The sequence below is a fragment of the Myxococcus sp. CA056 genome (assembly GCF_013336715.1).
GTDB lineage: Bacteria > Myxococcota > Myxococcia > Myxococcales > Myxococcaceae > Myxococcus > Myxococcus llanfairpwllgwyngyllgogerychwyrndrobwllllantysiliogogogochensis.
In genome coordinates this window covers 115,018-136,785 of the sequence record NZ_JABUMT010000002.1, presented here as the reverse complement: position 1 = coordinate 136,785, position 21,768 = coordinate 115,018, and the positions used below count along the sequence as shown (strand labels likewise).

Below are 21,768 nucleotides of genomic sequence, written 5' to 3'. Positions count from 1 at the left end.
CCCAAAAGTGAGGAACCGCGTGAGCGCTACATCCAACGCGGTGCGGCCCCTGTCCCTGGGACAGCGATACCGTGCCTATACCCACAGGAACCTGGACGAGCTGACGGCGAGGGCACGCCTGTCGTCGGACGAGCGGCTCGCCGTGCAGGCGGTGGCCCAGGTGCTCCCCTTTCGCGTCAACACGTACGTGGTGGACGAGCTCATCGACTGGTCCGCCGCGCCGGACGACCCCATCTACCGGCTCGTGTTTCCGCGGGCGGACATGCTGCCCGCATCCGACGTCTCGCGCATCGTCGACCTGATGCGCTCGGGGGCGCCCGCGCTGGAGCTGGCGGGGGTGGTGCGAGACATCCGCGCGAGCCTCAATCCGCATCCCGCCGGGCAGATGCAGCTCAACGTGCCCAAACTCGCCAACGAGGAGCCGCTGCCGGGGCTCCAGCACAAGTATCAGGAGACGGTGCTCTTCTTCCCGAAGCAGGGACAGACGTGTCACGCCTACTGCACGTATTGCTTCCGCTGGGCGCAGTTCGTGGGGGACGCGGATTTGAAGTTCGCCTCGCGAGACATCGCCCCCATGGTCGACTACGTGCGCGAGCACCCGGAGGTCACCAACGTGTTGTTCACCGGGGGCGACCCCATGGTGATGAGCGAGGCGGTGCTGGCGCGCTACATCGAGCCGCTGCTGGACATCGAGCACCTGGAGGCCATCCGCATCGGCACCAAGGCGCTGGCGTACTGGCCGCAGCGCTTCGTCACGGACCCGGACGCCGACGACACGCTGCGCCTGTTCGAGAAGGTGGTCGCCTCCGGCAAGAGCCTGGCGTTCATGGCGCACTTCTCCCATCCCAACGAGATGGTGCCGGACATCGTGCAGGAGGCCGTGCGCCGCATCCGCTCCACGGGCGCGGTCATCCGCACCCAGGCGCCGCTGATTCGCACCATCAACGATGACGCGGCGACGTGGGAGCGCATGTGGCGCACGCACCTGCGCCACGGCATGGTGCCGTATTACATGTTCATCGAGCGGGACACGGGACCGCAGGACTACTTCGCCGTCCCGCTCGCCTCCGCCTACGACATCTTCCGGAGCGCCTACCGGCAGGTGTCTGGCCTTGCGCGCACGGTACGCGGCCCGTCGATGTCCGCCACGCCCGGCAAGGTGTGCGTGGATGGCGTGACGGAAATCGGGGGCGAGAAGGTCTTCATGCTGCACTTCATCCAGGCCCGGGAGGCGGAGTGGGTCGGCAAGCCCTTCTTCGCGAAGTACGACGAGAAGGCGACGTGGCTGTTTGATTTGAAGCCCGCCCTGGGTGCCACGCACTTCCCCTGGGAGCAACCCGCTATCCCCCCAGGATGAGGATGGCCATGCCGAGGATGAGCACGGCAATCATCCCGGACTTCAAGAGGACGTTGGCCTCGCGGAAGAAGAGGGCAGACAGGATGAAGCCCACGATGAGGCTCGTCCTGCGCAGCACGGACAGGTGCGTCACCATCGCCTGCGGCTCGGTGATGGCGACGAAGTAGATGAGCTCGGCCGCCACCCAGGAACACCCCACGAGCGGAATGCCCCAGCTCCAGGTGAGGCCCAGGCCCAATCCGCCGTTGCGCAGCATGTACGGCACGAAGACGAGCGCGGACAGGAGGCAGCGCTGGAACGCGGAGCTGGCTTGCAGCTCCAGCACGGGCAGGCCCAGCCGCGAGACGAGGAACTTGTCATACACGGTGGTCGCCGCCGACAGCGCGGTGGCGGACAACATCCACCACACGGAGCGGTTCTTCGCCAGCACCAGCCCCTCCTTCCGGCCGACGATGGAGAGCACGTAGTACGAGCAGACGGTGAGCATCAGCCCGAGGAACTGCACGGGCGTCAGCAGCTCGCGGAACATCAGGAAGCCGCCCGCCAGCGTCCACAGCGGACCGGAGGCGCGCACCGCTCCGGCGATGGAGATGGGCAGCTCGCGGACCGCGTAGTACGCGAGAATCCACGACGCCGTCATCGCCACGCCCTTGGGCAACAGCCACGCCTGCTCCCGCCACGTCAATCCAAACGGCTCGACGTGGATGGGCAGCGCGCCCGGAATCAACACCGGCACCCAGCACAGCGCGCCAAAGAGAGAGGACCACATGACGACGGGGATGACGCTGTTGCCCGTCATCGCCTTCTTCGTCCAGACATCATAGAGGCCGAGCATCACGCCCGCGCCCAGGCCATACGCAATCCACATGGTTGAGGGTCTTCGAGGCAAAGAGGTGCCCGCTCGGGCCCACGGCTTCGCGAGGCCCGAGTCGGGAGCACGGCGGAGCGACACGCCCCGCCGGCGAGAAAGTCTTCCCGTCAGCCTTCGAGCGAGCGGAAGGCGTCCAACGTCTGACGCAGGTGCTCCGGAGACTTCGTGCCCGTCAGCACGTAGCCGGAGAAGCGCTGCCCGAGGATGTGAGTCAATGACTCGCGCATGGACAGCCGCGCGTCCCTCCCCTCCTCCTGGAGCAACTGGCCCATGGCGAAGGGGCGGTTGACCAGGACCTGGAGCCCGTGTCGGGCCGCCAGCTCGAACGCCGGCTCCAGCGTCCGGTGGAGCAGGTTGTAGGGGAACTGAAGGAAGGAATAGACGCCCGCGGCACAGGCGGCCTCGGCGCCGGCCCAATCACTCACACTGGCGCCCACGCGGGAGACCCCGAGCGTCCCCGCGTACTCGAGCACGCGCAACACCTCGGGCGAGCCCACGTTGCCGGCCGTCGCTTTGTGAACCTGGAGCAGGTCGATGTGCCCGAGCAGCCGCACGCTCTCGTCCAGGCTCCGGCGAAGCGCGTCCGGCGAGTGGTCCGTGAAGGACGTGTTCCGCACCGCGTCCCAATGCTCACCCAGCTTGGTGGCCACGAAGACGGAGCTCCGCGCGGAGCCGAGCCCCGACAGGAACGCACCGAAGCGCTTCTCGCTCGAGCCATACGCGGGCGCGGTGTCGAAGCAGCGGACCCCCAGTTCGAGGGCGGTGTCGAGCAGCCGTCTGCCGTCGGCCTCCGACGGAGGCGGCTCGGCGCGGTAGCCCCACCTGCGCCCGAGCGAGAGCAGTCCGAGCCCCAGCTCCACGGGCCGTGTCCCGCTCATGACTTCACCTTGGGGTGATAGAACGCCTGCGGCTTCACGTCCTCGGCGCGGAAGCCACCGTTGCCCAGGATGACCTGTCCCACGCCCAGCACCAGGCCCCGCGCCGTGCCCGAGCCCTTCAACACGGCCGCGCGCACGTCCGGGTCCGGGTCGCTGAAGGCCGCGCCCGCCGCGAGCTGACAACTGTCCACGGTGATGGCCCCGAGCACCTGCGTCCCGGAGCCGAGCACGCTCTCTCCGAACACGGACACGCCACCCAGATACCGTCCCCCGTCGCCCACGGTGATACGCGCACCGGAGCGATTGGCCTTCGCGGTGAAGCCGCCCTCGCCAAACTGGTTGCCGTCACCGACGAGGATGCTGCCCGTCTCGGCGGCCAGCAGCGTGCCCGTGTGGAGGATGTTCCGGCTGCCCAGTTGGAACTCCGCCGAGGCCGCGCAGGTCAGCGTGACACACGGATGGATGACATTGCCCTCGCCGATGCGCAGGTGCCGCGAGATGAGCACGGAGAACGGGTCATAGATGACGTTCCCCGTGTCCGCGAGCGCGAGGACCTCCTCCACGGTGAGCAGTCCCGCCGAGCGCCGGGGCGCATCCAGGGCCGCGAGCAGGTCAAGCCGCATGGGTGGCCTCCCGCACGACGGACGCGAGGCTCGCGTGCAGCACGTCACACGGGCGCTTGGCGATGAGCCCATCCTCCAGTCGCTCGTAGAGCCGCGCCGTCAGCACGTCCGTGAGGAACGGCGCCTCCGTCATCTTCCCCGGCAGGATGCAGATGTGGCCGGGCACCGGCTCGTGGATGGCGATGTTGAGCGAGCGCGCGGAGCCCGCATCGGGCGCGAAGTCCACCTTGGTGCAGGCCACGTCGCTGTGCGGCCCCGCGTTGCGCCAGCCCGGCACCAGCCGCTCCAGCGCGCGGTGGAGGTTGTCCGCCCGCTCGGGCACCACGTGGTAGTCGGGATTGGCGCACAGGAGCGCGTCTTCGTTGAGTCCCACGACGCTGTAGTCACCGTGGTGCATCATCGCCGCCTCGTGCGGGTCCACGTAGAACAGCCCGTGCCCGCCCAGACGCGGCACCACCACCAGGTGGCTCTTCCAGTAGCGAATGGGCAGCTCCAGCCCGAAGAACTGGCGGAACAAATCTCGCGCCCCGAAGCCCGTCGAGTAGACGAACAGCCGCGACTCGATGTGCAGCGTCTCCCCCTCGGCGGTGATGACGGTGGCCTCCGAGCCGCTCACGCGCTCCAGCCGCGAGCCGGTGAGGACCTCCGCGCCGCCCTGCTGCGCGGACGTGTACAGCTTGCGATACAGCATCCGCGTGTTGATGCTGACGTCGGCGACTTCGAACACCGCGGACGCGCGAGACAGGTCCGCCGACGAGAAGCGCGCCTGGGCCTGCGCGTGCGTCAGCGGACGATGGCTGACGCCCGCCTCCTCCCAGCGCGAGACGAGCTCCTGGAGCCGGTCCGCGTCCCGCACCAGCACGAGCGGCGGCCGGTCCGCATCCTCCACGGCCTCCGGCGCGAAGGCTCGAATCTGCTCGTGCCCGTAGATGCACCGCCGCGCCACCTGGATGGCCGCCTGTCGGTCCTTCACCGAGCCCGCGTGATAGCTGCCCCGGTGCAACCAGCCCTCGTTCCGGGTGGACGGCCCACTGGCCAGCGTCGGTTGCTTCTCCAATAACAACAACCGCAGGCCGAGCCGCGCCAGCTTGTGGCTCGCCATCAGCCCCGTCACGCCTCCGCCCACCAGCACCACGTCATACCGACGGATGTTTCGCATCACGTAGCTCTCCCTATGTCCTGTCACACCGTCACGCGCCCTCCGTGACGAAGAATTTTCACAATCGTGACTTTCACGATTAGCTCGATTTGCTACTATTGACGCTTTGCGTCTGACTTAGGAAGGACGCGGCGGGTGTGGCGCCTGGGAGGCGTGAAGCACCATCCCGGGTGGGCTCGCGCGGAAGTCCCCGAGCGAAGGGCACCGAAGCAAACCCACGAGGGGCGTTCTCCTGGAAAATCATCAGGAGGCTGCAACCGTGCGACGGATGTTCAGGCTGCTGTGCTGTGTGGGCGTGCTGGCGGCGTGTGGTGGCTCGGAGACGGACGAGGACTTCGAGCAGGAGAGCGACCCGGGCACGCGGCTGGCGAGCGTGAAGCTGGCGGACGGCCAGGCGGTGACGTTCTACGAGGTGCCCGACTACGGCATCGTCACGGTGGTGAAGGGCCCGCGAGGCACGCCGATGCCGGACGCGGCGGCCTTCGACGGCATGCCCATCCCGGACATCTACCGCAAGTTGTCGGGGGGCCAGGAGCCGCCCGCCGCGCTGGTGGAGGCCGCCCGCCGCGTGCCGTCCGCCCTGGCGCAGACGCCCGTGCGCGAGGCGATGGCGCCCGAGGGCAAGGCGCAGACCTCCCTGGGGCCTTCAGGAGACGGCGTGAGTCAGCTGGCCGTGCCGGACACCGCCTGGTGGTCCGCCAACTTCTGCCAGGGCCTCAACACCGAGTACGACGAACTCTGGTGCCCGCTGGGTGTCTACAGCTGGGCGCACACCGGCTGGGGGCCCGTGCAGAAGTACTACCAGGCCTGCGCCACGACGGGTGAGGCCACGGGCTCGCTGTGGATGGACAAGTGGGCGAGCGGCGCGTGGCAGCGCCTGCAGACCGCCACGCTGCCCAAGTGGTGGTGGACGTGCGTGTGGGGCGTGGGCGCGGCGCAGTACCGCTCCGGCCTGGACGCGACGGCCAACGCGCTCTTCGTGGCGCGCTACCGCTACGCCATCCCCAACATCATCGGCAGCGCAGGGGACCTCCCGGCCGACCGCAGCTACCCGAACTTCGCCGACAACATCCAGGGCATCACCCACAACTCCACGCACTGGTTCCTGACGCGAAACACCACCAACTTCTGGAAGGACGAGGCCACGAACGGAATCATCGCGAAGCAGGCGATGACGGCCATCAACGACGACCCGCCGGAGCGCTTCCACATGCCGACGCCCTGGTACAACGCGGGCTTCCGGCACTACGGCGACCTGGTGCACGTCAATGGCTACCTCTACATCGCCATGGATGGACCGAGCCAGGGCGGCGCCGTGGGCGTCTTCAACACGAGCATGCAGTACATCGGCTACGCGTCGCTGCCGAACTGGTCTGGTGGCGTGGCGTTCCTCGCGTACAACCCGCGTGACGGGCTGTTCTACGCGGCGACGAACGCCTTCGGGGCGACCTCGCTGCGCGGCTATTCCATTGGCCTGTCTGGCAACACCGTCACCGTCACCCACAAGCGCACGCTGACGCTGTCGAGCAGCATCCCCGTGGGCGCCTGGATTCAGGGCGGCAAGATTTCCGCGCGCGGCAACCTGTACATCAGCGTGGGCGGCGGCGGGCAGACGTCCGGCATCTACATGGTCGACGTGGTGAACGGCTTCGTGCAGACGTATTACTACGTGCCCTACGGCTCCTCGGACGAGTTCGAGGGCCTGGACCTGTGGGATTTGGACGCGGACCAGCGCATCGGCGCACGCGGACAGATTCACATGCAGAAGATCAACATCGACCTGCCGGGCTTCGCCGACGACTACTGGCTGTCTCACTACCGCGTCGACGACCCGAGCAAGCTGTAGCAAGGGGAATGGACGACCTCGAGCACCAAGGAGCCCGAGGTTTCAATCCACCCCGCACGGCGAGGGCCCGCGGCTCGACCCCGGAGCCAACGGCCCGCCCATAATGAAACACAGGCTCCGCGCGCCGTCGCCCCCCGGACACCCTTCGTTCGGGGGGCTGGTGATACAGCGACAGGGACGACAAGGCTGTCGGCGCCGCATGGAGCGGGTTTGTCGCATCGGAGTGGCTGTCCATGAAGTGCGTCGGATTCAGCGTGTTCGTGAAGGGGCTGGCCCTGGGGTCTCTGCTGTGGATGACGGCATGCAACGTGCCCATCGAAGCGGAAGAAGAGACAGGGGAGCTCGTGTCGCAAGAGGAGTCATCCCTGGAGTCACCGCTGGTTCCCGGCGTTCCGTGCGCCGACGGAACCATGGAGCAGATTTTCTCGGGAGGCATGGCGGGGTGCGCGGGCAAGGTCACCTGGGGCAGCCGCGCCTCGCTCTGCGCGCCAGGCTTCCGCCCCGCGAGCGCGCGTGAATGGGACACGCTGTTCAATGGACTCTCGCCCGCGCACAACTACTGGACCAACGATGACCTGCGCTACAGCGGCGTGTCGGGGGCCTGCAGCGTCTCGTACGTGACGGGCACCGCCTGTCCCGCCGGTCAGCCCATGCGCGTGTGTACGGCCGCCGGCACCGACGCGGAAGGCAACGCCTGCAATTGGACCGGGTGCGGCTTGCTGGCGAACACCCCCAACAGGTTCTTCGGAGGCTGCGCGGGCAACACCACCGCGGGCACGCTCTGCGTTCCTCGGGGATGCGCGGATGGCACCGTCGAGCAGACGTTCGCCAACGGCATGGTGGGGTGTGCCGGAAGCATGAACTGGGCGAATCGCGCCGCGCTGTGCGCCCCCGGCTACCGGGTGGCCACCGCCGCCGAGTGGGTCGGCCTCCATGGCACGAGCGTGCCCACGCACCACTACTGGACCAACGACGACCTCAAGTACAGCGGCTCGGCGGCGGCGTGCTACGTGAGCACGACGGTGGGGAGCGCGTGCCCCGCGGGCCAGCCGATGCGCGTGTGCCGGTCCACGGGCACCGACGCCGAAGGCAACACGTGCAACTGGGTCAACTGCGGGTACGGCGCGCTCCCTCCGCCCAACCAATACTTTGGCGGGTGCGCGGGCAACCCCACGGCGGGCGCGCTCTGCGTGCCGACGCGGGGCTGCGCCGATGGCTCCGTCGAGCAGGTCTTCACGAGCAACCTCGTGGGCTGCTCGGGCGTGGTGACGTGGCCCAACCGCAATCAACTGTGCGCCCCGGGCTGGACGGCGAGCACCGCGAGCACCTGGACCAGTCAGCATGGCCTCGCGGCCCCTCGGTACAACTACTGGACCAGCGACAACCTGCGGTATCTGGGCACGGGCACCTCCGCCTGCGCGGTGTCGACCACGTCCGGCACGGCCTGCAACGCGAACCAGCCCATGCGCTTGTGCACGCCGGCTGGGACAGATGCCCTGGGCAACCAGTGCAACTGGACACACTGCGGCTACCAGACCAACACCCCCGACCATTACTTCGGCGGCTGCAACGGCAACACGACGGCCGGAACGCTGTGCAGGCTCTAGGCATCCTGGCCTTGCAAGCCACAACGCCAACGTAGTTCTACCATGCAGCCAAAAGGCAGACACAACGACTGGAATTCATGACCAGCCTTTGGGTTCCCGCCTAGTATCCGTGAGCCCCCCAAGGGCTCACCATGACCCGACCCAACCCCCAGAGACCTCATCCCGGAGGATGGCGACCCGCCGTCCTCCTCGCGACCCTGCTGACGACCCTCCCCCTCCCGGCGATGGCGCAGTACACCTGCTTCTCCCAGCCGGGGACCCCCGGCTGTTACTTCGACTGTGGACCGGGTGACCTCGGCTACCCGAACGGGGCCATCCACATGTGCACGTGTGACGGTTCGCCCCAGGCCCCCCCGCCCCAGTACGGCTCGAACATGGGGGCGGCCTGCTACAACATTGGCAACCACTGCGCGTCGTGGGAGACCTACCCCCACTCGACCAACAGCTGTTACCAGTGGGCCTGCACCCCGGGCCAGAGCTGCACGGCGACCAATGGCTGTGGGGGAAGCTGCGTCTATACCCCGCCCTCCTCGGGGAGCAGCGGGACGCCCACCGCGTGTGTCGCCGGCCCCTCCGCTCCAACCTGCGGCGACAGGTGCTGCGCGGCGAATGAGGCGTGCGTCAACAACGCGTGCCTCCCGCTCTGTGACGGCTCGCCCTACAACCCCGCCAATCAGTGCTGTGTGGACAATGAGGACATCCGCTCGAAGTTCGTCATCGAGGACCTGGATGACTGCCCCGGCCGCTCGCCGCGGCCCGGCTGGGACCCGAACGCCGGCACGAACCAGAACGCCTGTGGCACCGAGGACTCGGCCTTCGACGTTCCCGACTCCTTTTCCACCCCCGCCGGCACCGCGAACTTCTTGCCGTCCTGCAACGTGCATGACTCCTGCTACGGCACCTGCAACAGCGACAAGGCCACCTGCGACACCAACCTGAGAAGTGGCGTCGAGGCGGCGTGTCGGAGCGCGTTCAACACCCCCGCCACCGCCACTGATATGACCCGCTGCCTGAGAATTGCCCCCGAGTATCACTGGGCGGTGAGACTCTTTGGCGGTACCCCTTACGAGAACGCACAGAAGAAGGCCTGCATTTGCTGCCCTTGAGTCGACGCCTTCGCGTCCGGCCCTCCTCTTCCACAGGTCTCCTCATGAACTTCCACGCACCCACACTTCTCATCACCTGCTTCGTGACCGCGCTGGCTTCCGGATGTTCCGAGCGGCCTCAAGCCTCTTCGAATCCACCACCACCGGCCGCCACGGCACAGGCCCCTCTCACCGACAGCCTCACGGGCATCTGGGTCGGCACCATGGCCATCGCCGGCTCCACGTCCGCGTCGATTCGCTACGAAATCACCGACAACAACGGGCAACTGTCGGGGAATGCCTTCGACCTGGAGCCCAGCCGGAATCAGTTCATCAAGACGGGGACCCTGACAGGCACCCGGACGGGCACCGCGGCGCAGTGGACGAGCGGAGGGGATACCGTCTCCGGGACCCTGAGCGGTGACTCCTTCACGGGCACGCTCGTCGTCGCGGCGCAGGGACCGGACGCGTCCATGACGGCCCAGGTCGCCCTTGAGCGCACCACCTGTGTCGCCGAATCCGACGCGGCCTTCTGCACGCGGCTCAACGCCAGCTGTGGCCAGAAGGCGGCCGCGGACAACTGCGGAGTCCGGCGCGCGGTTGGCAACTGCGGCTCCTGCACGAGCGGAACGTGCACCCAGAACCAATGCCAGCCCGAAGCCTGCTCCGGGACGACCTCGACCACCTGTAACGGGGAGTCGGGCTGCTCCTGGAACTCCAACTGCTGCGGCGGCGTGTGCCTCCCCTTGGGCGGGACGTGCCCCATCACCTGTCCGCCCCCGGAAGGGTGACGCGGCGGAGCTCACGTTGAAACGGACCGGCGCGGCGGCGCCCCTCCCGTCGCCGCCGCTGCGTCAGTCCCCCGGGCGCGAAGTCAACCTCGCGCCCGGGTCCTGAACGTCAGGGTTACTTCACACCGACGGCGGTCCAGCTCTCCTTCACCTTCGCCACCTCGGTGGAGTCCGCGCCGTAGAGGTCCGTGGCCGCCTGGATGGTGGCGGTGCGGGCCTGGGCGAACGTGGTGCTCGGCGTCATGTAGTGGGCCAGGGCGCGGTAATAAATCTTCAGGCCCTTGTCCATGCCGACGCCGTCCTTCACCTCGAGCTTGGACGTGCGGTTCGTCCCGCCGTTGGCCAGCAGGTAGAAGGCGTTGTTGGCGATACCGCTGGAGCCGTGGACCTCCGTCTGCTTCGGGTAGTCCTTGTAGTTGTCGATGGAGTACCCGTCCTTCGTGGGGTCGTCCATGTAGCGCAGGCCGTCCGTGTCGTCGCCGTTGGTCGGCGTCCAGGCCGTCTCGCCCACCGTCCAGTTGAACTTCACCGCGGAGTTCTTCGTGGACGCGTACCACTCCACGCCGGCGCCCATGATGTCGCTCATGGCCTCGTTCAGACCACCGGACTCGCCGCGGTAGACCAGACCGGCGGTGCGCTCGGTGAGGCCGTGGGCGATTTCATGGCCCGCGATATCCAGCGCGGTGAGCGGACCGGAGTCCACGCCGTCGCCGTCGCCGTAGCTCATCTTCTCGCCGTCCCAGTACGCGTTGACGTAGTTCTCGCTCACGTGCACGTAGTTGACGAGCTTCTCGCCCTTGCCGTCGATGGAGTCGCGGCCGAGCACGTCCTTGAGGAAGTCGTACGTCATCGCCGCGCCGTAGTGCGCGTCCACGGCGGCCTGGTTGCGCTTCGGGTCCGTCGCCTCGCCCCAGACGTTGTTGTCGTCCTTGAAGGGCGTGGTGCCGCTGGCCTCTTCCTGGTTCTTCGCGTCGTACGTCGACACGCCCTTGCCGCGCGTGGTGTCTTCCAGCGAGTACGTCCCGTCCGCGTTCTGCTTCGTCTTCAGGTCCACCTTGCCGCTGTAGAGCGAGGTGTCATCCGCCGTGCCGGGCGCGGGCGGCTCGGTGGGGGGCTCCGTGGGCGGCTGGGTGGCCTTGGGCGAAATCGACAGGCCCCAGTTGTTGAGCTTGCCCTTGTCGCCCTTCGCGTTGTCCTTCACCGTCAGCGTCCACTCGCCCTTGGCCGTCTCGCCGGCGAAGACGCTCAGGTCGAAGTCACCCTTCACGTTGTCGGTGCTGCCACCGGTGCGGTTGTGCACCGCGGCGCTCTTGCCAGAGGGGCTCGTCAGCGTGACGGTCAGGTCGCCCTTGTACGTGTGGCTGATGTCCAGCGACAGCTTGAGCTTGTCGACGGTGACGTCGTCGGCCACCTTCACCTTGGAGGTGACGGTGCTGTTGTCCTTGATGGCCGCGTTCGGCGAGGTGGAGACCTTCACGTCCGCGGGCGGCGTGGCGGCGGCGCCCTTGGTGCCCTTGGTGGCCGCGGCGTCACCCGTGCCGTGCGTGGCGCAGGGGCAGTTCTTGAAGCCGTCGATGGTGTTGAACTTCTCGTAAATCTTGCCGGTGTTCGCGTCGACCAGGTAGTTCATCCGGCGCGGGTTGTCGGTGCCATTCACATTGGCGACCTCGACGCGGTACGCGGAGCGGTACTCACCGGACGGGTCCTTGTAGATGACGCGCTCGGAGTTCGGCTGACGGTCCGGCTTGCCCGCGAAGTCCTTCAGCGCGATGTCCAGCACCTGCGCGTGGGACAGCTGGGGCTTCTGCGTGCCCAGGCCGGCGGGAATCGTGGACTGGTCACCGGTGACGCTGCTCACCTTGCCGTCCTTGCCGAGGTGAGACACCACCTGCTCGGCATACACCTTCACGCCCTCGTGCTGCCGGTCCAGGCGCACGTGCGTCATCCCCAGCTCGTCGCGCTCCACGTTCTTCGGGACGAAGGCCGGGTACTGGATGCCGCCCCGGAGCCCCTGCGTCGCGGGCTTGCTGGTGGCCGGAGTGAGGTGCTCCAGCGAAGTCTGGATGGCGGACTGCGCCTCCTTGCTCTCCAGCGACAGGCGGCCCACGGGAGCCGGCAGCGGCTTCAGCGTCTGCTCGGCGCGCGCCAGGTCGGTGGTCTTCGCCGCGGGACCGAAGCCGTCCTTGATGACGTTCGGAGCCGTCCGGGTCTTCGCGGTGTTCTTCGGCTGAGCCTCAGCGGAAATGGTGGGGAGGACCGTCGGCTTCGAACCATCAGTGCGGCGAATGCTCATGGGTCTCAGAACTCCGTACGAGGTGGCTAAAGAGTTATCGCCAGAATGTATCAGGAAGTTCCCTGCTGATTTCCACTCCACCCCCTGGAGCCATGTGTCTGAATATTTCAGTCCGCGAGCCAGCGCGCGGAGGAGACCTTGTCTCCAAATCCCCAGGAATTGAGATTCACTTCTCGGAGTGAACCGTCTCCGATGAGGTCCTGAGTCTTGCCGCTGTAGTTGGAGTCGGCGTGGAGCCGCACGCGGTGTCCGGGCGGGAGGCACCAGCGCACGGCGGAGACCTTGTCGTTGAGCCCGTCGATGTCGTGGAAACGGGCCCAGGTCTTCGCGCCCCGGTCCGCGAAATCGAAGATGAACCCCCGGTCGCTGAAGTCGGAGTCGTCGTAGAAATCGACGAAGGCGCTCGCGAGGTTCGCGCCACACCCGTCGTTCGCCCAGATGTTCCGGAATTCCACCATCTTCACGGAGCCCGAGGGGCCGTCATCGGCGTGCTCGGTGGCGTAGAGGATGAGCTTGCGGTCCGCGCCCACGAAGACTCCGCCGGCCGCGTCGAGGTTGCACTGCCGCGCGCCGTCGTTGCTGCAATACAGGTGTTTCGCCGCGACGTGCTCCAGGCGCAGGTGGCCGTCCAGACTCACCCGGTAGAGGTGGGCGTAGTCGTCGCTGACGGGGCCCCAGCGCAGGCCGCCGAGCAGCGTGCCCACCAGGTAGAGCTGACCGTTCTGACAGTCGGTGACGAAGTTGAGGTTCTGGAAGGGGCCCCAGGTATCGGAGGCCAGCTCCTCGCGTGCCCACTGGTCCACGCGCGTCCACGCGTTCGTCGGCGAGCGGAGGTCCGTGGAGGTGGAGAGGAAGACCTCGAGCACCTTCGCGTCGTACTGGCCGAGCAGCAGCAGGTAGCGCCGGTCGGACAGGCGCGTCAGCGAGGCCGTCCCCGCGTTCGCGGAGGCGCCGGGGATGAAGGCGAAGGGCTCGGGGGACAGGCCCTGGTTGAAGTCATACAGCGCGACGCGGCCGGCGCCAGGGCCCTGCTCCATGGGGAGCGCGAGGATGTTGCCCACCGCCTGCATGCCTCCGCCGTGGGCGTAGCCGTTGAGCACGGGGAGCGCCGTCACCGCGCGGTCATCGAGCGGTGGCGCGGTGTCCTCGGGTTGGGAGATGGAGGGGGACAGGCGATTGGAGCGAAGGCGCAGTCCTTCACCGTTGCGCGAGGGGAGGTGGACGACGTGGCCCACGTTGCCGTTGGTGTTGCCGTCTCGCTTGGACACCACGAGGTAGCGCCCGGAGCCGAGTGACAGGCGTTGAATCCCCTGCCAGTGATTGTCACCGGGATAGGCCACGTTGAAGTTGAACGAGCCGGGGCGGAAGCCGAGCACCTCGCCATGGTCTCGGAGTTCATTGAAGCGCGCGGGGACGTCGGGGACACAGAGGTTGCAGTCCGGGCTTCCCCAGACACAGGAGGTGTCTCCCTGGAGGGGAACGAGCGAAGCGGACGTGGTGGTGACAGTGGATGCGGAGGTGGCGTGCTCCGGGCCGCAGCCGGCGAGGCTCGCGAGTGACAGGGCTGTGGCCAGGGCGCGGGCCCACGTCTGGGAAAAGGTGCGGGGATGAAGGGGCATGGTCTCCTCGGGAAAAATGACGCGGGCGGCTCGGAAGCAACGGAGCGTATGGACCTGGTACGTCCAGGAGCATGGCTTGACCCGAGGGTGTCGTGCCATGCGACGCTTCTTCTTCGCGCTCCCCCCGGCGCGACAGGCCCGTCCCCCACCTGGAGTTCCCCCTCATGGCCTCGAAGGCGTACGCCGCCATCATGAATGTGTCGCAGTTGTTGTTGGACAAGGGCTTCGAGCCCCAGAACGTCTCGGAGGCGCTCGGACAAGTGGGTGTCGCGCTCGACGTCGACCGTGTCTATATCTTCGAGAACAGCAAGGCCGCCGATGGGAAGCTCTTGTGCAGCCAGCGCTACGAGTGGACCGCGGCCTCGACCTCCGCGCAGCTCGACAACCCCGAGCTCCAGAACGTGCCGTATGACGAGGTGCTGCCGTCCTGGGTGCCGCCGCTGTCCTCGGGCCAGGTGGTGAAGGGCCATCCCCGCGACTTCGCGTCCCCCGCGCGTGAGCTGCTGGAGAGCCAGGACATCCGCTCGCTGCTGGTGTGTCCCATCACGCTGGGCGGCGAGTGGTGGGGCTTCGTGGGCTTCGACGACTGTCGGACGGAGCGCGCGTGGCCCACGGCCGAGAGCGCGGTGCTTCAGGCCCTGTCCAATGCGCTGGCCGGCTCGCTGCGACATGCGCGGCTGCGCAGCGCGCTCAGCGGCGTGCAGACACAGCTTCGCGCCATCATCGAGCGCTGCGCGAGCACGACGTCCTGAGTTGGAGACGCCCGGGAAGACGCGCCAGGCGCTGAGCCTCCTTCAGGTCTTCCTTCGACAGGGACATGTCTGGAGGGCCCACCTCGCAGCGGGCCTGCTCGAGTCAGGCCCGCTGAGCGCACTGCCTCTCTACCACTGCGCGGGGTCGGCGTCGGCGAAGGTGGTCCCCACGCCAATCTCGTCGAACCAGATGCTCCGTGTCCCCTGGCTGCCTTGCATGTACCCGTTGTCGTACCAGCCATTGGCATACAGCCCAACCCGGAACTGGAAGTAGCGGTCGTCCGCTATCGTCGTGTTCAGGTTGTACTGCTCCAGGACCTTCGTCCCGTCGAACCACAGCTTGTAGAAGCCCGTCCCATCCGTGGCCCACTTCGCCTGAATCACAATCTTGTGCCACTCCCCCGCCGTCACCGTGGCCAGATTGCCGAACGTCACCGTCTTCTGATTGCAGATGGTGCCCTGCTTCACCCGCGTGAAGAGCTGGTTGCCCGAAATCCACACCATGCTCGACGGCATGTAGTCGTCGCAGCCCGTGTCGGAGAAGTCCGCGATGAACTGCGCGATGTTGTACGACTGCGGCTGGAACTGCCAGTCCGCCTGCAGCCGGAACGCGAAGCCGTAGAAGCCCGTGTCCCCTCGGCGGTACACGTTGCTTCGCATCACCTCCGAGTGGTACCGGCCGCCGTAGGCCGCATCGTAGATCTGCGTCATCTTGAGGCCCGTCGGCCCCTCGTAGGTGACGTTCGTCACCTCGTTCACCGAACCTCGGTGCTCCCGGCTGATGGAGTTCCAGCCAGACAACGTGCCCGTGTTGCGGAAGAGGGACGCCGCCTCGGCGACCAGCCCAAACGCCAACAACGTGGCACCGGCAACAACACCCAGTCTCTTGGTTTTCATTGTGCTCGGGGGTGAGGGGTTCGGGGCCCGCCCACGGCCTGGCCCCGAAGTCCTCTTAACCAGGAAAACAAGACAGTGCATGCCGAGGTGAAGGGGACGTTTCCTTTCGAGCGCTCGGGCGCAGGAGCGCGGCGCGGGCCCCACCGGGTGGCGGCATTTATCCAGGCCGACTGGTGGTTTCGTCGAGGGACGTGGGGGCCTGGTGGCGATGTGCCGAGCGAGGGGGCGAGTTGCCGCTCGGTGGTGGGATGCCGCGGGTTCGCGTCTTGGGAGGGGCGGAGCGGCGGGGCCCGCACTATGGTGAGGAGCGATGAGCGAATCGGGCAGTCAGGTGGCGGCGAAGCTGGCCATCGAGGTGAAGGACCTCCACAAGTCCTTCGGTGACAACGCGGCGCTGCGCGGGGCGAATCTCGTCGTGCCCGAGGGCACCACCTGCGTGCTGATGGGCGTGTCCGGCTCCGGCAAGTCCGTGCTGATGAAGCACCTGATGGGGCTGATGAAGCCGGACCGGGGGTCGGTGAAGGTCAACGGCGAGGAAGTGGCCGAGCTGGACGAGAAGGCGCTGAACCAACTGCGCCGCCAGCAGGGCGTCCTCTTCCAGGCCAATGCCCTGTTCGACTCGTTCAACGTCTACGACAACGTGGCCTTTCCGCTGCGTGAGCGCACGGAGATGTCCGAGGACGAGATTCGCCAGACGGTGGACAAGACGCTCGCCATGGTGGGGCTGTCCCACGCCACGACGCGCTTTCCGGGCGAGCTCTCCGGCGGCATGCAGAAGCGCGTGGGCTTCGCGCGCGCCGCCATCCTCCAGCCGAAAATCCTCCTCTACGACGACCCCACGGCCGGTCTGGACCCGCTCACCACGGCCTCCGTCAACGAAATCATCTTCACCGGCAAGCAGCAGCTCGGCGCCACCTCGCTGGTGATTACGCCGGACGTGGCCTCCGCTTTCGGCATGGCGGACCACCTGGCGCTGATGCACGAGGGCCGCGTCGTCGAGTACGGCCCGCCCGACTCCTTCCGCGAATCCCAACACCCCGCCGTGAAAGCGTTCCTCAACAACTACCTCCGACGCCGCTCCCAGCGCGTCCGCGCCGCCGAGGGCTGAAGTCCCCTCGGACGGCGCGCGTCGCGAATCAGGGCGTGCAGTAGCGCACCGAGTCCAGGTAGCTGCCATCCGGCGTGGTCGTCATGTACATGGCTCCCACGCGACGGGGCGCGAGCTTCTCCATCAGGACCCACTGCGCATACCGATGCAGTGGCAGATATTCGGAGGTCGGAGACCTGTCCACCGCGGCATGCCCCTCGTCCAGCGTCCACAGGCGCCCATTCCACCCGAGATAGTCAACACCCTCCGGCGGCGGCGCCTGATGGTCCTTGAACGCAGCAATCCATCCAAGGCGGAGCACTCCTTCGTCCGCGAGGGCGCCGTACCAGAGCACCTCCGCCGGGGAATGGGCTTCCGCCCACGTCTCCGGCAGCCCTCCACCGAAGAGGTTCTCGACCACCTGAATCACGCGCCCCGGCCCCACTCGCAGGATGAGCACGGGCGACGCCAGGGGCCCACCGCGCGTCGAGCCCAGGTCCACCAGCAAGGGCATCGCCTCATAGGAGGTTTCAAAGGAGCGCTCGTCGCCCACCGGGTCCAGGTTGGCATCGAAGCGACGCAGTCGCACCGTGTCGCCCGCGAGCCCTGACTTCTGATCACTCATGGCGACCAGAATCTCCCCATTGCGCAGCCACAGGACATTCGCCAGATTCTGCGTGACGTCCCCCACGCTCGTGAAGAGTGCTTTGGGCGCCGTGAGCACCTGCCCCTGCGCATCCGTCACCGTCCCCATCACCTGTATCGGCGGGGACTGCGCGGAACCCGCGCGCCAGATGACCACCACCCGGCCATCCGCGACGGACGTCGCCGCACGAGTGCTCCCACTGTCGAACTCCCTGTCGAGCAGTGGGTACTCCACCAACCCGCCCTCGGGCAGAGGTGTCGGCGCGCCCCGGGCGTCGAGTGGAACAAGATAAGCCCGGAGCGGTGCCGACCCATTGCGCGCCACGGTGGCGTAGTGCAGCGCCAAGCCCGTCTGCGTGCGCACGAGCTGCGCGTTCTGGAGACTCCCTTCAGGGGCTTCCGTCCGAATCCACGGCATCGACACGCTCGCCGTCCCCTGGATGGCCAGCTCCGAGTTCAACCGCAGGATGAGGACCCTGTTGCTGTCACCAATGCTCACGAACACGCCACTGTCCGTCTTCAGACTGGAGACGCGCCCGAACGCCGTCTCCAGACTCGTGACGCGCGACCAGCTCGGAGGGTCCGTCACGCCATCGCAATCGTTGTCGAGTCCATCGCAGCGCGTCTCGGACACGTCTTCATAATCCGCGCCATACGAGCGCCCGGTACACACCGCCTCATAGGCGCCGTCCACCCACGCCCGCCTGGCCCCCGCGCAGACGCCGCGCGTCTTCTCACACGCCAGCGGCTCCACACCGCCATCCGACTCGGGGGGGCCAGCGTCCGGCTCGGGAGTGCCACCATCCCCCCCCGTGCCACCATCCAGTCCACCGTCGGTGAAGGTCTCTCCTCCATCCTCGCGGTGGCCACCATCTCCCCCTCCGTCCTCCACCACGCCCGGCCCAGAGTCCCGCTTCCCTTCATCCTTCGAACTCGAGGAACCACACGCCGCCGCCATCACCAGCAGCAGGAGCCCCATCCCCGCATGAACATGCTTTGCTTGCATGCCGCACAGGATGGCACAGCCAACTCCTGGCGTCCCAAGACCCAGACACGCGCCCCGCGGAATCCTTTCCTCACGCAACTATTCCACGAGGCGCCGTCAGCATTCCTTCCCATCCACGTCCTGTGCGCGGCCTTCCACACAACGCGTCCGTCTTTGAAGCCCCGCGAGGAGCCCGACAGTCTCCTCGCGGGGGGGCCCTCGGACTGCTAGCGATTGAGGCCGATGCGCGGACCCGAGCCCGGCGGCACGCAGGTGTAGGTCACCTCCTGGCCCGCCGTCTTCGCGTAGTTGCGCAGCGTCGCGTCCGTCACGTTCGCCGCCGTCCCGTCATCCGGAGTGAAGGCATTCGCGGCCGGACTGAAGAGGAAGCCCTTCACGCGCCCTCCCAGCGCTACCTTGGCCACCAGGTCGCACTCCGTCACCGCTCCACCCAGGACCTTCGAGGTGAACGGCGTGCGCGCGCGCTGCAACAGCAGGTCGATGCGCGGACCCACGCTCGCGGAGTTCGTGTTCGTCAACGTCACCTGCTGACCAACAATCGGCGCCAGGTCCGTGTCGAACGCGAGCAACAACTGCTCCACATCCCGCCGCGTCGCATCCGGGTTGTTCAACGGGAAGCCCACGCCGATGCTCGGGATGAACACGATGGCCGACAGGAACCGCGCCGCGGTGTCCACCGCGCCGTCATGCACGAAGCCAAAGCCTCGCACCTGGTCCCCCGTCCAACCACTGTCCCGCGCCAGGAAGAAGGGCGTCGTCGGATTCCCGAACATGCCGACCTTCTGATACATGTTCCGCAGGTGCGGAATCTTCACAATCTGCGGGATGTTCTCGAAGCTCACCCGACCATCCGTCCCGAAGAAACCCTGGGACGCGTCGATGCGGTGACACCCCTCACACGTGAAGCCCAACCCCTCTCCAAACGGAATGCCGTCCGCGCGACGCGAGCCCGAATAGAAGTTCAGGCCCCGCTGCTGCGCCGCCGTCAATGAGTTGTCCAGGTTGCGCACCGGGTTCGGCGGCAACTGCACTTGCAGCTGGAAGTCGGTGAAGCGCTGCATCTCCGCCACCGTGGGCATGCTCGCCCGGCCCAGCAGCCCCTCGAACGCGACGATGAAGTTCATGAACGAGAGGTTCGGGTCCAGCTGCCCCACGCCGAAGAAGCCGTTGGAGCGGTCCCCTCGCCAGTGCATGGCTCCGGAGTTGACCATGCCGCGCAGGGTCTGCGTCGTCATGGGGCCCTTCATCGGGTGGAAGTCCTCCACGTTGCCCGAGCCGTTGATGTGCGGCTTCAAGAGCTCCGCCGCCCCCAGCAGGCGCCCCGGAATCGTGTTCTCCACCACGTCCTCATCCGGGTTGCCCAAGTCCCAGGCGAGGTCGTCCATGTCGCCGAAGATGTGGCAGCTCGCACACGAGGCCTCGCCGTTGGCGGAGAGCGTCGTGGCGTCGTAGAGCACCGGCCGCCCCTGCACCACCGCCGCGGGCTCCGGGTTGGCCAGCACCTGCTTGCCCAGCTCCGCGCGCGTGGCCAGGTCGATGACCTTCACCGCGTTGTCGAAGCGGGTCATCACATAGAGCCGGTTGCGCTCCTCATCCAGAATCAGGCCGCTGGGCCCACCACCGCTGACCGGGATGTACGCCGCGCTGTTCAACGTCGGGTTGAAGCTGTCCGCCTCCAGGGCCTGCGTGTCGAACACGCCCACCTTGCTGGAGCTGTATGCGGCCACGTAGAGCTTCCGGCCATCGCGGCTCACCACCATGTCCAACGGCATGGAGAGGCTGTGCGCCTTCGCCGCCGGGTCGAACCCGGGCTCGTTCGCCAGCTTCGAATAGTCCAGGTGCTTGTTCAGGTGCCGGGGCAACACACTGCCCCCGAGGATGGCGGTGATGCGCGTCTCCGCCAGGTGGCCCTGCACCGTGGTGCCGCCGTAGTTGCCGGGGCCCTCGAAGCGGACGTGGTTGAAGGCCTCCGTGTTGGACACGTACACCGTGCCCGTCACCGGGTTGGTCACCATGTTGAACAGCGTGGTGCCCACGTGCGGATAGGCCGCCTTCTGGCCCAGCGTGTTCGCGTCGAGCGCGAAGACGTCCTGGTCCGGCAGCCGGAAGCGCACCGCGTTGTTCCAGTTGCGCCCCAGCTCGTCCTGCCACTGGCTGGACTGGTTGTTGTACTTCACGATGAGCGCCACCTCGGGCGCGGGCACGCCCTGGTGGTTGGTGGCCGGGCCCGGGCTGCCGCCAGGGTAGATGGAGCCATTCACCAGACAGGGCAGATAGGGATTGAAGCCCTCACACACCGCCTCCTCCATGATGGAGGTCGTCTGGTTGCCAGACTTGAACACGGCCGCGTACACCGTCTGCCCATCCGGGCTCACCGTCAGCGCGCGAGGCGTGTCACCGAACAGGTTGAGGATGCGCACCGGCGTGCCACCCAATGTCGTGCCCAGGTTCGCCGGGTCGAAGACCCAGACGTCCGCGCGCCCCACGCCCGGCGTGGTGAGCTGTGGATCTCCCGCACCCGGCACACCCGCAATCGAGGCGTGCGTGCGGTGCTGTCCACGGTGCGCCGTGGTGATGAACGCCCGGCCCCCCGTGCCCGCGAAGACGATATCTCTCGGCTCGTCACCCACCAGCAGCGTGCGCACCACGCGCGGTGTCCCCGAGAGAGACACGACGCTGACACTGTCCGACAGGTGGTTGACCACCCAGACCTCGCTGTTGCCTCGCGGCGCCACGGCCACCGGCTCCAGTCCCACGGGAACCTTCGCCTGCAGCGCGAGCCCGGAGGCCCCCACCGTGAAGATGGACAGGCTGTTGTCCGGCGTGTTCACCGCGAACAACCGCGTGCCATCCGGTGACAGCGCGAGCGGACGCACATGGCCACTCTCGAAGGCGATGAAGGACGGAGCCGCCGCGTGCGCCGGGGTGAAGGCCGGCGACATGACGGCGAGCAGCGACAGCGCCGCCAGCAAGGACTTCTGGATGCTTCTGAGTCTCGGGGGAGTCATGGGGAGGCCAGACCTCTGGGTACGACGAGGGGGACGACGCACACGCCGACCAAGGCGCGGCGGGGCATCTGCCGACGGAGGGGTGAAGCCAGAATGTGAGCGGGGTGGAAAAGCGTGGAGCCTTTGAACCGCTACGCTTGAGGCGGTCTACAGACAGACATGATGCGACGCGTCACGAGGAGGGCACACGATGCGAGGGCAAGCATCCTCACCTCCGACATGGCAGGATTCCCAGGAAGACAAG

Annotated in this window: 16 protein-coding genes; 7 read left to right on the top strand and 9 right to left on the bottom strand. The window is 67.3% G+C overall.

Annotated elements, in window-relative coordinates:
* Nucleotides 1-19: 19 nt before the first annotated feature.
* Nucleotides 20-1,357: a KamA family radical SAM protein gene (locus HUA76_RS08270; RefSeq protein ID WP_174458217.1), complete on the top strand. Its 1,338-nt coding sequence runs from the start codon at nt 20-22 to the stop codon at nt 1,355-1,357.
* On the opposite strand, the gene HUA76_RS08265 is transcribed toward HUA76_RS08270, so the two are convergent.
* The 4 genes from HUA76_RS08265 to HUA76_RS08250 form a co-directional block, all read right to left on the bottom strand.
* A complete protein-coding gene (locus HUA76_RS08265; protein ID WP_141643065.1) occupies nt 1,341-2,225 on the bottom strand; it encodes a DMT family transporter in 885 nt (294 codons plus the stop codon). The genes HUA76_RS08270 and HUA76_RS08265 overlap by 17 nt on opposite strands.
* Nucleotides 2,226-2,335: 110 nt before the next feature.
* Nucleotides 2,336-3,106, bottom strand: coding sequence for an aldo/keto reductase (locus tag HUA76_RS08260; RefSeq protein ID WP_141643064.1), 771 nt, complete (start codon nt 3,104-3,106; stop codon nt 2,336-2,338).
* On the bottom strand, nt 3,103-3,729 hold the full coding sequence (locus HUA76_RS08255; RefSeq protein WP_141643063.1) for an AraC family transcriptional regulator: 627 nt from the start codon (nt 3,727-3,729) through the stop codon (nt 3,103-3,105). The genes HUA76_RS08260 and HUA76_RS08255 overlap by 4 nt, the downstream gene beginning before the upstream one ends.
* The gene (locus HUA76_RS08250) at nt 3,719-4,888 is read right to left on the bottom strand and encodes an FAD-binding oxidoreductase (protein ID WP_217439487.1); all 1,170 of its coding nucleotides are present in this window, start codon (nt 4,886-4,888) and stop codon (nt 3,719-3,721) included. The genes HUA76_RS08255 and HUA76_RS08250 overlap by 11 nt, the downstream gene beginning before the upstream one ends.
* 259 nt (nt 4,889-5,147) lie before the next feature.
* Between HUA76_RS08250 and HUA76_RS08245 the strand changes: the two genes are divergently transcribed.
* The 4 genes from HUA76_RS08245 (at nt 5,148) to HUA76_RS08230 (ending at nt 10,217) form a co-directional block, all read left to right on the top strand.
* Nucleotides 5,148-6,734, top strand: coding sequence for a hypothetical protein (locus HUA76_RS08245; RefSeq protein WP_174460517.1), 1,587 nt, complete (start codon nt 5,148-5,150; stop codon nt 6,732-6,734).
* Nucleotides 6,735-6,967: 233 nt separating this feature from the next.
* Complete coding sequence (locus HUA76_RS08240; RefSeq protein ID WP_174458212.1) at nt 6,968-8,341, top strand: hypothetical protein; 1,374 nt, start codon at nt 6,968-6,970, stop codon at nt 8,339-8,341.
* A gap of 224 nt (nt 8,342-8,565) precedes the next feature.
* Nucleotides 8,566-9,447 (top strand): hypothetical protein, encoded by an 882-nt coding sequence (locus HUA76_RS08235; protein WP_174460516.1) that lies wholly within the window; start codon nt 8,566-8,568, stop codon nt 9,445-9,447.
* A gap of 44 nt (nt 9,448-9,491) precedes the next feature.
* Nucleotides 9,492-10,217, top strand: coding sequence for a hypothetical protein (locus HUA76_RS08230; RefSeq protein ID WP_174458210.1), 726 nt, complete (start codon nt 9,492-9,494; stop codon nt 10,215-10,217).
* Between the two features lie 115 nt (nt 10,218-10,332).
* On the opposite strand, the gene HUA76_RS08225 is transcribed toward HUA76_RS08230, so the two are convergent.
* Both HUA76_RS08225 and HUA76_RS08220 read right to left on the bottom strand, forming a co-directional pair.
* Nucleotides 10,333-12,510, bottom strand: a complete 2,178-nt coding sequence (locus HUA76_RS08225; protein ID WP_174460515.1) for a M4 family metallopeptidase — start codon at nt 12,508-12,510, stop codon at nt 10,333-10,335.
* Nucleotides 12,511-12,617: 107 nt separating this feature from the next.
* On the bottom strand, nt 12,618-14,129 hold the full coding sequence (locus HUA76_RS08220; protein WP_174460514.1) for a hypothetical protein: 1,512 nt from the start codon (nt 14,127-14,129) through the stop codon (nt 12,618-12,620).
* A 164-nt stretch (nt 14,130-14,293) separates the two neighbouring features.
* Between HUA76_RS08220 and HUA76_RS08215 the strand changes: the two genes are divergently transcribed.
* A complete protein-coding gene (locus HUA76_RS08215; protein ID WP_141643054.1) occupies nt 14,294-14,881 on the top strand; it encodes a GAF domain-containing protein in 588 nt (195 codons plus the stop codon).
* Nucleotides 14,882-15,010: 129 nt separating this feature from the next.
* Here the strand turns inward: HUA76_RS08215 and HUA76_RS08210 are convergent, their stop codons facing one another.
* Entirely contained in the window at nt 15,011-15,778 is a 768-nt protein-coding gene (locus tag HUA76_RS08210) for a polysaccharide lyase (RefSeq protein ID WP_141643053.1), read from the bottom strand.
* A 310-nt stretch (nt 15,779-16,088) separates the two neighbouring features.
* Here HUA76_RS08210 and HUA76_RS08205 point away from each other — a divergent pair, with 310 nt between their 5' ends.
* A complete protein-coding gene (locus HUA76_RS08205; protein ID WP_141643052.1) occupies nt 16,089-16,886 on the top strand; it encodes an ABC transporter ATP-binding protein in 798 nt (265 codons plus the stop codon).
* A gap of 28 nt (nt 16,887-16,914) precedes the next feature.
* Here HUA76_RS08205 and HUA76_RS08200 read toward each other — a convergent pair whose 3' ends face one another.
* Both HUA76_RS08200 and HUA76_RS08195 read right to left on the bottom strand, forming a co-directional pair.
* Entirely contained in the window at nt 16,915-18,516 is a 1,602-nt protein-coding gene (locus HUA76_RS08200) for a putative metal-binding motif-containing protein (protein WP_174460474.1), read from the bottom strand.
* A gap of 206 nt (nt 18,517-18,722) precedes the next feature.
* A complete protein-coding gene (locus tag HUA76_RS08195) occupies nt 18,723-21,524 on the bottom strand; it encodes a hypothetical protein (protein WP_174460513.1) in 2,802 nt (933 codons plus the stop codon).
* Between the last annotated feature and the right edge of the window lie 244 nt (nt 21,525-21,768).

What these genes read in the sequence shown, in the direction of transcription:
- HUA76_RS08230 (WP_174458210.1), top strand. Translation starts at nt 9,492, where the DNA reads ATGAACTTCCACGCACCCACACTTCTCATCACCTGCTTCGTGACCGCG.
- HUA76_RS08265 (WP_141643065.1), bottom strand. Translation starts at nt 2,225, where the DNA reads ATGTGGATTGCGTATGGCCTGGGCGCGGGCGTGATGCTCGGCCTCTAT.
- HUA76_RS08225 (WP_174460515.1), bottom strand. Translation starts at nt 12,510, where the DNA reads ATGAGCATTCGCCGCACTGATGGTTCGAAGCCGACGGTCCTCCCCACC.
- HUA76_RS08220 (WP_174460514.1), bottom strand. Translation starts at nt 14,129, where the DNA reads ATGCCCCTTCATCCCCGCACCTTTTCCCAGACGTGGGCCCGCGCCCTG.
- HUA76_RS08240 (WP_174458212.1), top strand. Translation starts at nt 6,968, where the DNA reads ATGAAGTGCGTCGGATTCAGCGTGTTCGTGAAGGGGCTGGCCCTGGGG.
- HUA76_RS08260 (WP_141643064.1), bottom strand. Translation starts at nt 3,106, where the DNA reads ATGAGCGGGACACGGCCCGTGGAGCTGGGGCTCGGACTGCTCTCGCTC.
- HUA76_RS08195 (WP_174460513.1), bottom strand. Translation starts at nt 21,524, where the DNA reads ATGACTCCCCCGAGACTCAGAAGCATCCAGAAGTCCTTGCTGGCGGCG.
- HUA76_RS08200 (WP_174460474.1), bottom strand. Translation starts at nt 18,516, where the DNA reads ATGCAAGCAAAGCATGTTCATGCGGGGATGGGGCTCCTGCTGCTGGTG.
- HUA76_RS08255 (WP_141643063.1), bottom strand. Translation starts at nt 3,729, where the DNA reads ATGCGGCTTGACCTGCTCGCGGCCCTGGATGCGCCCCGGCGCTCGGCG.
- HUA76_RS08235 (WP_174460516.1), top strand. Translation starts at nt 8,566, where the DNA reads ATGGCGCAGTACACCTGCTTCTCCCAGCCGGGGACCCCCGGCTGTTAC.
- HUA76_RS08210 (WP_141643053.1), bottom strand. Translation starts at nt 15,778, where the DNA reads ATGAAAACCAAGAGACTGGGTGTTGTTGCCGGTGCCACGTTGTTGGCG.
- HUA76_RS08250 (WP_217439487.1), bottom strand. Translation starts at nt 4,888, where the DNA reads ATGCGAAACATCCGTCGGTATGACGTGGTGCTGGTGGGCGGAGGCGTG.
- HUA76_RS08205 (WP_141643052.1), top strand. Translation starts at nt 16,089, where the DNA reads ATGAGCGAATCGGGCAGTCAGGTGGCGGCGAAGCTGGCCATCGAGGTG.
- HUA76_RS08215 (WP_141643054.1), top strand. Translation starts at nt 14,294, where the DNA reads ATGGCCTCGAAGGCGTACGCCGCCATCATGAATGTGTCGCAGTTGTTG.